Source organism: Yoonia litorea (assembly GCF_900114675.1).
Classification (GTDB): domain Bacteria; phylum Pseudomonadota; class Alphaproteobacteria; order Rhodobacterales; family Rhodobacteraceae; genus Yoonia; species Yoonia litorea.
The window spans coordinates 176,621-189,081 of sequence record NZ_FOZM01000002.1; the positions used below are offsets into that span (position 1 = coordinate 176,621).

Below are 12,461 nucleotides of genomic sequence, written 5' to 3' on the forward strand. Positions count from 1 at the left end.
GTGAGAGTACAGAGAGCGGAGCGCACTTCGTGGAAATTCAAAAGACCTCCATCCCGGATGTGAAGGTGATCATACCCAAACGGCACGGTGATGAGCGCGGGTTCTTTAGTGAAAGCTGGAACAGGGCCGCTTTGGCCTCAGAGGGCATTGAATTCGACTTCGTACAAGACAATCACTCGCTTTCTCGCGAAGCCGGCACGGTTCGCGGATTACACTTCCAGACGCCCCCGCATGCGCAAGCCAAGCTTGTCCGTTGTGGCCGCGGGCGCTTGCTGGATATTGCAGTCGACATCCGCAAAGGGTCCCCGTTCTATGGAAGTTGGGTCTCGGTAGAACTATCGTTCGAGAATGGCCGGCAATTGCTTATCCCTGCAGGCTTTGCGCATGGGTTTGTCACCTTGGAGGCGGATACCGAAATCATCTATAAATGCAGCGATTACTACGCACCCGCGTGCGATCGTAGCCTGCAGTTCGACGATCCAGACATCGGGATTGATTGGGGTATATCGCGGGAAGACGCGATCCTGTCAGAGAAAGACGCGCAGGCGGTTCGGCTGGCGGATTTGGATAACCCCTTTGTTTATGAAATGAGAGAGGCATGAAGATCCTCATTACAGGCGGCGCGGGGTTTATCGGCTCAGCCGTCGTCAGGCTAGCAATTTCGCAGGGCCATCAGGTCGTAAACCTTGATGCGCTGACATATGCAGCCTGCCTTGAGAACGTCGCAACTGTCGCTGACAACCCGAATTACACATTCGTCCATGCGGACATTTGTGATCGGGACGCTCTGGAATCCACGTTTTCCGAGCACAAACCAAATGCGGTCATGCATCTTGCTGCAGAAAGCCATGTTGACCGTTCAATCGACGGTCCAGGCGCATTCATCAGGACCAATGTCACCGGCACTTACACACTTCTTGAGGCCGCGCGCAGCTATTGGACAAAACAGGGAAAGCCTGACGGCTTTCGCTTCCACCATATTTCCACTGATGAAGTTTATGGTTCGCTGGGCGCCGATGGTGCTTTCACAGAAAATACACCCTACGCACCAAACAGCCCCTATTCCGCTTCCAAGGCGGCTTCAGACCATTTGGTTCGCGCGTGGGCCGAGACCTATGGTCTGCCAACGCTCATCACCAACTGCTCGAACAACTATGGACCCTTCCATTTTCCCGAGAAGCTGATTCCGGTCGTGATCCTCAATGCATTGTCCGGCAAAGATATCCCGATCTACGGAGCGGGAGAAAACGTGCGCGACTGGCTCTACGTTGAAGATCATGCAGATGCACTTCTGACAGTGCTTGCGCATGGGCGGATTGGGCGGACGTATAATATCGGTGGTGAAAACGAGGCGCGGAACATCGACCTGGTTCGCATGATCTGCACCATTCTTGATCGCTTGCGCCCGAACAAGACGCCATACGCCGAGCAGATCACATTTGTCAAAGACCGCCCCGGACACGATCTTCGCTATGCCATCGATCCGACGCGGATCAGGACAGAGCTCGGATGGCGGCCGTCCGTGACGCTGGAAGAAGGGTTGGAAAAGACTGTCCAATGGTATCTCGATAATCCCGATTGGTGGCAGGCACTACAGAAACGGGATGGTGTTGGAACACGTCTTGGGGCCGCTGAATGAACGTCCTCGTCTTTGGTGCAAATGGCCAGTTAGGAAGGGCCCTACAGTCAAAAGATGGCGTCACAGCTCTGAACCGACAGCAGGCCGATCTTTTGAATCCTGAGCTATGCAAACGGATTATCGAAAAGACGACCGCTGATGCGATTATCAACGCCGCCGCCTATACGGGCGTTGACGCCGCCGAGACAGATCGTGACACCGCGTACGCGATTAACGCCATCGCCCCCGCCGCCATAGCAACCGCTGCGGCAGCGCGTGATATTCCATTTCTGACAGTCTCCACTGACTACGTCTTCTGTGGAGATGGAGATACGCCATGGAAACCCGATGCTCCAACTGCGCCTATCAACATCTACGGCGCCTCAAAGGCCGCAGGTGAGAAGGCCGTCCGAGCAATGGGGGGGCGCCATGTGATTTTGCGCACCTCGTGGGTTTTTTCTTCGCACGGAAATAACTTCGTCAAGACAATGCTGCAATTGAGCGAGACGCGAGACACTCTCTCAATCGTAGGGGATCAGATAGGCGGTCCAACTGCCGCCCATGACATCGCCGACTGCCTTCTGTCGATGGCTGCACAGATGACTGAGGGGGCTACCGGCGGCACTTATCACTTCAGCGGCAAGCCTGATGTCAGTTGGGCCGACTTTGCTAATGAAGTTTTCAGACAAACCGGGCGTGAGATACAAGTGACACCTATTCCGACATCGGACTATCCGACACCAGCAGCAAGACCGCGAAATTCACGACTGGACTGCGGGTCTTTGTATGCCGACTTCGGGATTTCTCGACCAGACTGGCGTAAATCGCTCAGTCACGTTCTGACAGATTTGGGCGAAAGGTAGCACAATGAAACGCAAAGGAATCATTCTTGCCGGCGGATCAGGCACGCGCCTTTACCCGATCACGATGGGCATCTCAAAACAGCTCTTGCCCGTCTATGACAAGCCCATGATCTATTACCCGCTTTCCGTGCTCATGTTGTCGGGGGTCCAGGACATTGCGATCATCACGACACCACAAGATCAGGCACAATTCCAAAATCTTTTGGGTGACGGGTCGCAATGGGGGCTTTCACTTTCGTATATCACACAGCCTAGCCCTGACGGGTTGGCACAGGCTTATATTTTAGCGGAGCAATTCCTGAGTGGCGCACCGAGTGCAATGGTTCTCGGTGACAATATCTTCTTTGGCCATGGCTTGCCGGAAGAGCTAATAGCTGCGGATACGGCGAAAACAGCAGCGACTGTCTTTGGATACCGTGTGAGCGACCCCCATCGATATGGCATCCTCGGTTTTGACGAAAACGGGCGCGTCCGCTCGATTAAGGAAAAGCCAGCCCAGCCCGCGTCAAATTACGCCGTGACCGGTCTCTATTTTCTTGATGGAACAGCGTCAGAGCGCGCCAAGCAGATCGAACCCTCAGAACGCGGCGAATTGGAGATCACCAATCTGCTGGAAAGTTATCTGAAGGAAGGCGCTCTTGGTGTGCAAACCATGGGCCGTGGCTTTGCTTGGCTTGATACCGGCACACATGCCAGCTTGCTCGATGCGTCGAATTTCGTCCGAACACTCACGGAAAGGCAAGGCCAGCAGGTTGGCAGTCCCGATGAGATTGCATTTGCGAAAGGCTGGATCAGTCAGGCGGACCTACACCAACGGGCTGCACTTTTCGCAAAAAGTGCTTATGGCGCATATCTCGAAAAGCTGGCTGATGACGGTGCAGGCGGCGATACAGCCCGCACATCCTGATCCGCCGCTACAATACAGACAAAAAGGGCGTGCCAAAGCACGCCCTTTCTCGTTCCGTGATCCTTAACCGATCAGTCCGTTCAGTGTTGCCGATGGACGCATGGCTGCAGCAGCCTTTTCTTCTGACGGGTTGTAATAGCCGCCAAGATCGACTGTCTGACCGTTGCCTGCTGAAAGCTCAGCCAGAATTGCCGCCTCGTTGTCCGCCAAAGCTTGCGCCAGCGGAGCAAACTTCTCTGCCAGGGTCGCATCTTCGTCTTGAGCTGCCAAAGCCTCAGCCCAATAGCGCGCAAACCAGTAGTGGCTGTGCCGATTGTCAGGCTGTCCCACTTTGCGCTGCGGGGAACGGCCTTCGGCAAGCACCTTTTCAGTGGCCGCATCAACTGCATCGCCCAAAACCTTTGCCGAGGGGTTCGCTTTCGCCGAAGCGAGTGCGCGCAGACTTTCACCCAAAGCACAGAATTCACCGAGGCTATCCCAACGCAGGTGGTTTTCGCCGACAAGCTGCTCAACATGCTTCGGAGCCGAGCCACCAGCACCAGTTTCAAACAGGCCGCCACCATTCATAAGACCGACGACTGACAGCATCTTGGCAGAAGTGCCGACCTCAAGGATCGGGAAGAGGTCCGTCAGGTAATCGCGCAAGACGTTGCCAGTGACAGCAATTGTATTGTCGCCTGCGTAAATCACTTCGAACGAACGTGTTGTCGCTTCTTTTGGCGCCATGATCTTCACTTTGTCGGCGACGCCAGCGGCTTCGAGCGCAGGTTCAACATACTTGAGCAACTCCGCATCATGTGCACGGTTGCGGTCGAGCCAGAAGATGGTCTCATACCCGGTCGTGGCCATGCGATCGAGCGCCAATTGGATCCAGTTCTCAATCGGTGCTTTTCTGGATGACGCCATGCGCCAGATGTCGCCTGCTTCGACGCTATGCTCGTGCAGCACATCACCATTGCCAGCAATCACGCGCACCGTACCGTTAGCAGGTATTTCGAAGGTTGTCGGGTGCGAGCCGTATTCTTCGGCCTTTTGCGCCATCAACCCGACGTTCTGCACGGTACCTGCAGTTGTCGGGTCCAGCGCGCCATTGGCTTTGCAGAAATCGACCGATGCCGCATAGACTGGCGCATAGGAGCTATCAGGGATGACACAGTTCGTATCGTCTTCCTGTCCGTCCGGACCCCAACCCTTACCGCCAGCGCGGATCACGGCGGGCATAGAGGCATCGATGATGACGTCGGACGGCACATGGAGGTTTGTGATGCCACGATCGGAATTCACCATGTAAAGTGGCGGGCGCTCAGCCAGAACGGCATCAATCTCAGCCTGAATCTCGGCACCATTTTCCATTTCAGCGATGGCAGCAAAGAGCGTGCCGAAACCGCCGTTCGGGTTGATGCCAGCCGCCGCAAAGTCGTCGGCGTATTTGTCAAACACGGGCTGCAGATAGGCAACAACAGCATGACCAAAGATGATCGGGTCAGAGACCTTCATCATCGTGGCCTTCATGTGCAGCGAGAACAGCGTGCCATCAGCCTGTGTGTCGGCAATTTGCGCGTGGAAGAAATCCTTGAGGGCCTTGGCCGACATGAAAGTCGCGTCAACGATGGTGCCTTCCGGCATCGAAATGCCGTCTTTCAGAACAGTCACGCTGCCATCTTCGGCGGTGTGCTCGATCTTGAGGCTGCCAGATGCCTGTTCTGCAGTCAGAGTTGTCGATGTCTCGTTCGAAAAGAAGTCGTTCGCACCCATGGTTGAAACCTTGGTTTTGCTGTCGGACTTCCATTCCCCCATGCGGTGTGGGTTCGCCTTTGCATAGGCCTTGACCGAGGATGGTGCGCGGCGGTCTGAATTGCCTTCACGCAACACAGGGTTCACAGCCGACCCCTTGATCGCATCATACCGCTTGCGTGCTTCCTTTTCGGCGTCTGTTTGCGGCGCTTCAGGATAGTCAGGAATGTCAAAACCCTGTGCCTGAAGTTCTTTCACCGCAGCAACCAACTGAGGCACAGACGCAGAAACGTTCGGCAACTTGATGACGTTTGCATCCGGGGTTTTGACCACATCACCCAAGAGCGCCAAATCATCGTTTACGCGCTGCTCTTCTGTCAGGTTTTCAGGAAACTGGGACAGGATTCGGCCAGCCAGCGAGATATCTTTCGTTCCGATCGTGATATCAGCTTCGCCAAGAAACTTTTGAAGGATCGGCAAGAGAGAAGCTGACGCAAGCTGCGGCGCTTCATCTGTTTTTGTGTAAATGATATCTGGAAGTGTCTTGTCCGACATTGGAATGTCCTCGTTCTGCGGGCGTCATTGTTCAGATGAACGAAAGACACCTGCGGGTGAAGCACAGGAATCGCACATCTGATTTCCCGCTCCGCATACAATGGCATACAATCAAAAGCAAGCCTGAGTGGCTGCGCAATTCGCCACAGGCGTGCCCTGTCGCGCTCAAGATGCGGCACTTGCTGTCCTCGCGTCAGGCCGCCGATGGTGCCGCCGTCTGCTGACCCATGAATTTGATGTTGAAGATCAGCAAACCGATGACAGCAAGAGCACCAATGATGTTGACCAGCATCAATCCCGGCCAAAGGGCCGCAGCCCCGGCGACGCCCACGATAATCCGCATGACAACCCCGAACGGTTTTTCCATGCAGCCCTGCAACGCGGCGGACAGACCGTAGACACCAACAACACCGAAAGCGAAGATCGTGATCATCTCTGACCAGTTGCCTGACAGGAACGGAGTGTAGGCAAAAAGCACCGGCACAATGTAGAGACCCTTTGCCAGCTTCCAGCTTGCGACACCGGTCGCCATTGCAGGCGCTTTTGCAATTGCTGCGGCAGTGAATGCTGCCAACGCGACGGGTGGTGTCACATTACTGTCTTGCGACAACCAGAAGATGATCATGTGCGCCGATAACAGCGCCGACATGGCGACCTCTGGCGGGACTGTCAAATCACGCAAGGGTGCCGCAATCTCCAGCGGCAAAGACTGGATGAGTGCCGCGGCCTCTGGGCGGGTGACTTCGCCTGCAAGCAACGCCGCCTGTTCAGGAACACCAAACAGCAGCACCGCCTTGGCAGGTTCAGACAAAGCACCAGCAGCAAGCTGTGAGATCACGAACTGGTCCGAGATCATTCCGGCCAGCGCGGGAGCAGAGAGTGTTGCAAGCACGATGTAGGCTGCGGTCACAGGCAAACCCATACCAAGAACGAGGCTGGCCAGCGCAATCAGGATCACGGCAATCAGGATGTTCCCACCTGCCCAATCTGCGATCATCAGGCTGAATGTGTTACCCACACCAGCGGTGGCGATCACATTGACCACAAGGCCGACAGAACACAGCAAGACGGCCGTCAACACCATCCCTTTGGTGCCCATCACAAAGGCCTCAAAAACTGCGCGCGGCCCCATGGGGTTCTTGGTCAGCCAACTGGAAACGATCACCGCACCAATACCAAAGATGGCGGCGTAGGTCGGGGTGTAGCCGGACACCAGCAAGCCGATCAGCAACCCGATTGGGATCACGAAACTCGCACCACCTTCGCGAAAAGCAGATCCAAGTGTCTGACCTTCATCAGGCAGCGGCGGCAGATTGTTCCGCTTTGCTTCGATGCGGACAAAGAAGGCGACGGACAGGAAATAGAGCAGGGCAGGCAGGGCAGCCACAGCCACAATATGTTCGTAGGGAATCTGCGTGAAGCTGGCCATGACGAAGGCACCAGCGCCCATGATCGGCGGCATCAGCTGACCGCCAGTTGAAGCAGCCGCCTCAACACCACCTGCGAACTTGGGCTGAAACCCGGCACGTTTCATCAAAGGGATCGTGATCACGCCAGTCGATGCTGTGTTTGCAACTGCCGAACCAGAGATCGTCCCGGTCAGACCGGAGGCAATCACCGCCACAATGCCCGGACCGCCGACAAGTTTACCTGCGACAGCACGTGCTAGGTTGATAACAAACTCACCCGCGCCTGAGCGCAGCAGGAAGGCGCCGAAGATAATGAAAAGAAAGACGTAGGTCGATGAGATCCGCGCGATTGTGCCAAACATCGCATCGTCGCCATAGATCGAGCGGAACGCCACTGTCTCAAGGCTGAGACCGGGGAAGGCGAAAACACCGCCGATGAACTGCCCCCAGAAAGCCACGTAGCTAAGCGCTAGAATGATAAGGATGGGGATGATCAATCCGGCGACGCGACGGGTGAGTTCAATTGCACCCAGAATACAGATGACCGCAGCGACCCAGTCCGCTGTCGAAAACTTCACGCCCCGATCGTAAATCGCGTTCTCCGCGAAGGCGAGCCAGATCGCTGATGCGGCGACAAGGACGCCAAGGACAGCATCAAGGCCAACCGGAGCTTTTCCCCCACTGGCTGTCCGCCACATCGGGTAGAGAAGTGCCGCAAGAGCGGCGAAACCGGCAAAGTGGAACGCATTGCGCTGAAGCTCGGACAAGAGGCCGGGATCAAAAGCAACGTACAGATGCCCAACCGCGATCAGAAAACACGCTATCGAAAGCGCGATGTTACCGATCCCATCGAAACTGCGCAGTGCTGCAGATTGCTGTTCTTCTTGCTCTGCCATTTAAGGTTCCCTCCCCTGAAACCAAACCGGCCCGCACCTAGGTGCGGGCCGGACAGTATTCTGTCGCCTTACTGCGCGATCAGACGCTCAGGAATGTCGAGACCGACTTCCTGATAGTAGCGTGCCGCACCAGGGTGCAGTGGCAGAGGCAAACCTGCAATCGCGCTCTCGATCGCCATCGCCTTGGTTGCCGGATGGATTGCCTGCAGGAACGGTAGGTTCTCGTAGATGGTCTTGGTCAGCAGGTAGACATGCTCTTCCGGCAGGTCAGCGCTTGTGGCAAGAAAGTTCGGCTGTGCGATTGTCTGCACGTCCGCATCCTGTCCGGGGTATGTGCCAGCCGGAATGGTGTAAGGTGTCCAAAGACCGCGGCCACCGTCAGCGATTTCCATTTGCTCTTCTGTGAAGCTGAGCAAGGTCACGCTGTCACCGGCAGAGGCCATCAGCTGGCTGACTGCGCCCACTGGCACACCGGCCGGTGTCCCGATCCCTTTGACCTGACCGTTTTGCAATGCCTCGGCCGACGGACCATAACCACCGAACACCAGTTCATAGTCGGCATCGAGATCAATACCAAATCCGCTGAGGATCGTGCGGTTTGACCCGATCGTGCCAGAGTTCTGGCGGCCCATCGCCATCGCCTCACCCTTGAGGTCGGCCAGCACGCCGACGGTTCCGTCGCCTGCTACGTCGGAAGAGACAAGGAAGTGCTCAACGTTCTGCCACAGCATCGTCACAGAACGGAGGTTCTCCTGCGGGCCAGACTCTTCGAGCGGGCCGGTGCCTGTCGCAGCGTAGTAGCCGAACAGGCCCTGCATGATACCGAACTGTGCTTCGCCTTCGCGGATCAAACGGACGTTTTCACCCGAACCTGCGGAGCTGATCGCCGACATGCCGATACCATCCCGCGGCTCCAGCTTGACCTTTGCCAGCGTCGCGAGCGCCACGCCAACTGGATAATAGGTTCCGCCAGTTGATGCGGTCGCGAGGATGTAGTTTGCGTCGTCCTGTGCATAAGCACCTACGCCTGTCACCGAAAGCGTCGCAGCGACAAGGGCTGTCTTCAATGTTTTCATGGTTTCCTCCCAGAATCTCCCCACCGGTGGGGAATATGAAAACTATAGTACGCATAGGCGTTTTGTCCCGATATGAAGCAATCCGCAGTGTCTGCGCTAACATCTCTGCGGATATCCGCAGAGGCTCAATTCAGGAAATCTGACTTTTCCAGACCGAGCTTGACGATCTTTTCGTTCAGCGTGCGACGCCCGATGCCAAGCGCTTCAGCCACAGCGTCCATACGTCCCTCATGAGACCGGATCGCCTGCCCGATCAGCGTACGCTCGAAGCGCGCAACAGCGTCACGCAAAGTCGCCGGGACATCGTCGTGTGAGCTATCATTTTGCAATGCCGCCGCAACTGAGCCGCCCCCGCGGCGTGCTGCCAGAACGCGTCGTTCCGCAACATGCCGTAATTCGCGGACATTGCCCGGCCAATCATGGGCCAGCAATGCTGCCGCATCGTCTGCACTCAGTTCAGGCGGTGCAATCTCGTAAGTTTCAGACAGTTGCGCCACAAAATGCTGGAACAGGAAAACGATATCGTCTCCGCGTTCGGTCAGCGGCGGAAGATGCAGATGAAACGTGTTCAGACGGTATAGAAAATCAGACCTGAACCTGCCCTCCGCAACCCGGCATTCAAGGTCCTCGTTCGATGCCGCAATGACGCGCACATCGACCCTTACGTCCCGGTCGCTGCCGACAGGCTGAAACTCGCTCGTCTCAAGCACACGTAGTAGTTTGGCCTGCACTTCAATTGATATCGTACCCACTTCATCCAGAAAAAGTGTCCCACCGTCCGATTTACGAAACACACCCTGCTGGCCGTCTACCACTCCGAAAACTTGTTCTTCCATGCGATCGGCGCTCAAGGTGGCACAGTTCAGCGCAACAAACGGGCGCTCGCTTCGCGGCCCAAGCCGATGCAGCGCACGCGCAACAACCTCTTTCCCCGTTCCTGTTTGACCTGTGATCAGAACGGGCCCTTTCGCTACGGCCAGATCAATTGCGTCCTGCTTGAGTTGGGTCACAGCAGGACTGTTGCCCAACAAAACCCTATCCAGACCCGATAGCGCCACAAGCTGCGTCCGCATCTGCTGCGCGGACCGGCGCAAGCGGTGCTGTTCGGCCGCATGTCTGATGATCGTCAAAAGCCGCCGCGGTTCGAAAGGTTTTTCAAGAAATGAATACGCACCCTTCTGGATCGCATCGACAGCCATCGGAATATCCGCATGGGCCGAGATCAGAACAAGTGGTGGATCCTCATTGCCTTGCAGCCGGTCCAAAAGATCCATGCCTGACATCGCTGGCATACGCACATCTGAAAGAATGACATCCGGGGAGAGCGCTGCGAGACGTTCCAAAGCTGCGGACGCGGCCTGAAATCTGGTCACTTGCCACCCGGCACGTTCAAGCAAGACACCAAGCGAGTCCCGCATCTCGCGGTCATCATCGATGACAAAAGCCGTAAATGCATCTGGCACAGTCAACCCACCCTTGGCAGTCTGACGCTAAAGATCGCGCCACCCCCGACACCTGTTCTTGCGTCAAGCGTTCCGCCCATTTCATTGATGATTTGCGCCGAGATCGCAAGACCAAGCCCCATTCCTTCGCCGGAAGGTTTCGTGCTGAAGAAAGGTTCCGACAGGTCTTCCATGCGCAAATCACCCAAGCCGCGGCCATTGTCGGCGACCTCGAGGATGATCTCGTCGGCATCCATCAATCGCAGCTCAATTCTACCTTCACTCTCGCCCTCAACAGCGTCGATCGCGTTACGCAAGAGGTTGACGATCACTTGTTCGAACCGCGTGGACAAACCTCGTGTTTTGAGCGGGTCAGAGGCCAGATCAACTGCCACACTCACATTCGCCGCCTCAGCGGTATGTTTGACAAGTGTTAAAGCGTTCTCGACTGCATCCTGCACCACGAACGACCCCATCTGCGCCGGATCGTTGCGCCCAAAAAGCCGGAGTTGATCGACAATCCGTTGCATGCGTTCAACCAGTCCTGTCAGTTGCGGCGCGAAGCTTCCGGGGACAGCATCCCTGGCGATCTCCTCTGCCGTGAGATAGTTGCGCATCGCAGATATCGGTTGACCGAGTTCATGCGTAATGGAGGCGGATAGCTGTCCCAAGGCCGCCAACCGGTTCTTGCGACTGAGTTCCGCTCGCGCTTTCTCCAGTTTGGCTTCTGCGATTTTGCGATCACTGATTTCCGTCTCAAGCCGCAGGCGGTCAGCGTCAGAAATAGCAAGTGCGCGGCGAAGTTGCGAAGCCCGCCAGAGGGCTGCCGCAATAATCAGTGACAGAGTGGCAGTCAGCGCAATCGCCACGAAAAGCAGGGCCTGACGGCGAATGTCAGCAACATTCGACAACAGATGGACCGTCCAGTCTTCTTGCGCGAGCGCGGCAGGTGTTCTGAGATAGCTCACGCCAGCCAATGTCAGTCGCCCATCGTCATGAACTTGCCAATCAAGCGGCCGGAGAAGTTTATTTCCGAACTGCTGCTGTTCCTCCAGCCGGTTTGCCGCATTCGAATCGAGAGGAGCAACCAACCCATAGACGAAATCCGGCTCCGAGGCCGCAAGCACGACACCTTCCCGATTGGTCACCAGGACCAGATCGCCACTATCGACAATCGTCCGACTGAGGTCGCGCACAGGCACTTTGACAACGACGACGCCAAACGTCGTGCCGCTTTCGTCTTTCACCGGTTCGGCGATGAAGTAACCGGGCCTGCCGGTTGTGACACCAACGGCGTAGAACCGCCCCTGGCGGCCTTCCATCGCTTCACGGAAATAGGGACGAAAGGTATAGTATCTGCCGACGAGGCTATCAGCATCGTCATAGTTTGACGACGCAAGCGTTTTGCCATTGGTATCCATGAGAAAGACGAACTCAGCCCCCGACCGCTCGGCAATCGCTGCCAGCGTCGGGTTTAGACGGTCTGCATCACCGGTGCGCAGGGCTGCAAGTGTTCCGGGATCGATCGAAAGCACATAGGGCAAATGAGCGAGCCGTGAGAGCGCATCATCAATCGCCCCTGCGAAGAACTGCGCCCGCGCAGGAGTTTCACGCAGTTTTTCGGCCTGAAAGAAGCTTGAAAGCCCGGCAAAACCAGCGGCTGACAATGCGATCAAAACCGCAACCGCCGCCAAGAGTTGGATCGCCCGTCGCGTGGCCTGCGGGTTCTGGGTGTGGCTAAGGGTCTGATCCATAGGTCCGTGAGACAGATTGCGTAGGCCATCGCACGAGCCATGCCGCGCTTGAGCGACGATAACGCAAAATCACAGGCCTGTAAGACCCCATCTTATGGAGGGCGGTGGTGCCGCTGATAGGACTCGAACCTACGACCCCATCATTACGAATGACGTGCTCTACCAGCTGAGCTACAGCGGCCAACCGGCGCTCTCTTAGCACTGCGC

General features: G+C 56.4%; 9 protein-coding genes and 1 tRNA gene. 4 read left to right on the plus strand and 6 right to left on the minus strand.

The window, feature by feature from the left end:
• Window positions 1-29 precede the first annotated feature (29 nt).
• From rfbC to rfbA, 4 genes are read left to right on the plus strand one after another with little or no spacing between them, the layout of a single operon-like run.
• Complete coding sequence (rfbC, locus tag BM316_RS11065; protein WP_090208336.1) at window positions 30-602, plus strand: dTDP-4-dehydrorhamnose 3,5-epimerase; 573 nt, start codon at window positions 30-32, stop codon at window positions 600-602.
• Window positions 599-1,639 carry a dTDP-glucose 4,6-dehydratase gene (gene rfbB / locus BM316_RS11070; RefSeq protein WP_090208341.1) on the plus strand — a complete coding sequence of 347 codons (1,041 nt, stop codon included), beginning with the start codon at window positions 599-601 and terminating at the stop codon, window positions 1,637-1,639. The genes rfbC and rfbB overlap by 4 nt, the downstream gene beginning before the upstream one ends.
• Entirely contained in the window at window positions 1,636-2,481 is an 846-nt protein-coding gene (gene rfbD, locus BM316_RS11075; protein ID WP_090208345.1) for a dTDP-4-dehydrorhamnose reductase, read from the plus strand. Before rfbB ends, rfbD begins: the two co-directional genes overlap by 4 nt.
• A 4-nt stretch (window positions 2,482-2,485) precedes the next feature.
• On the plus strand, window positions 2,486-3,388 hold the full coding sequence (rfbA, locus tag BM316_RS11080) for a glucose-1-phosphate thymidylyltransferase RfbA (protein WP_090208349.1): 903 nt from the start codon (window positions 2,486-2,488) through the stop codon (window positions 3,386-3,388).
• A 63-nt stretch (window positions 3,389-3,451) separates the two neighbouring features.
• On the opposite strand, the gene BM316_RS11085 is transcribed toward rfbA, so the two are convergent.
• From BM316_RS11085 to BM316_RS11115, 6 genes are all read right to left on the minus strand, one after another.
• Entirely contained in the window at window positions 3,452-5,677 is a 2,226-nt protein-coding gene (locus tag BM316_RS11085) for an NADP-dependent isocitrate dehydrogenase (RefSeq protein ID WP_090208352.1), read from the minus strand.
• 193 nt (window positions 5,678-5,870) lie between these two features.
• On the minus strand, window positions 5,871-7,982 hold the full coding sequence (locus BM316_RS11095; RefSeq protein WP_090208357.1) for a TRAP transporter permease: 2,112 nt from the start codon (window positions 7,980-7,982) through the stop codon (window positions 5,871-5,873).
• 68 nt (window positions 7,983-8,050) lie between these two features.
• Complete coding sequence (locus BM316_RS11100) at window positions 8,051-9,058, minus strand: TAXI family TRAP transporter solute-binding subunit (RefSeq protein WP_090208359.1); 1,008 nt, start codon at window positions 9,056-9,058, stop codon at window positions 8,051-8,053.
• A gap of 125 nt (window positions 9,059-9,183) precedes the next feature.
• Window positions 9,184-10,521 (minus strand): sigma-54-dependent transcriptional regulator, encoded by a 1,338-nt coding sequence (locus BM316_RS11105; RefSeq protein WP_242649882.1) that lies wholly within the window; start codon window positions 10,519-10,521, stop codon window positions 9,184-9,186.
• 2 nt (window positions 10,522-10,523) lie between these two features.
• Entirely contained in the window at window positions 10,524-12,254 is a 1,731-nt protein-coding gene (locus BM316_RS11110; protein WP_090208362.1) for a sensor histidine kinase, read from the minus strand.
• Between the two features lie 105 nt (window positions 12,255-12,359).
• Window positions 12,360-12,435, minus strand: a tRNA-Thr gene (locus BM316_RS11115).
• Window positions 12,436-12,461 lie beyond the last annotated feature (26 nt).

Excerpts from the sequence above, each read along its gene's own strand:
- BM316_RS11095 (WP_090208357.1), bottom strand. The coding sequence starts at position 7,982 with ATGGCAGAGCAAGAAGAACAGCAATCTGCAGCACTGCGCAGTTTCGAT.
- rfbA (WP_090208349.1), top strand. The coding sequence starts at position 2,486 with ATGAAACGCAAAGGAATCATTCTTGCCGGCGGATCAGGCACGCGCCTT.
- rfbD (WP_090208345.1), top strand. The coding sequence starts at position 1,636 with ATGAACGTCCTCGTCTTTGGTGCAAATGGCCAGTTAGGAAGGGCCCTA.
- rfbB (WP_090208341.1), top strand. The coding sequence starts at position 599 with ATGAAGATCCTCATTACAGGCGGCGCGGGGTTTATCGGCTCAGCCGTC.
- BM316_RS11110 (WP_090208362.1), bottom strand. The coding sequence starts at position 12,254 with ATGGATCAGACCCTTAGCCACACCCAGAACCCGCAGGCCACGCGACGG.
- BM316_RS11085 (WP_090208352.1), bottom strand. The coding sequence starts at position 5,677 with ATGTCGGACAAGACACTTCCAGATATCATTTACACAAAAACAGATGAA.
- BM316_RS11100 (WP_090208359.1), bottom strand. The coding sequence starts at position 9,058 with ATGAAAACATTGAAGACAGCCCTTGTCGCTGCGACGCTTTCGGTGACA.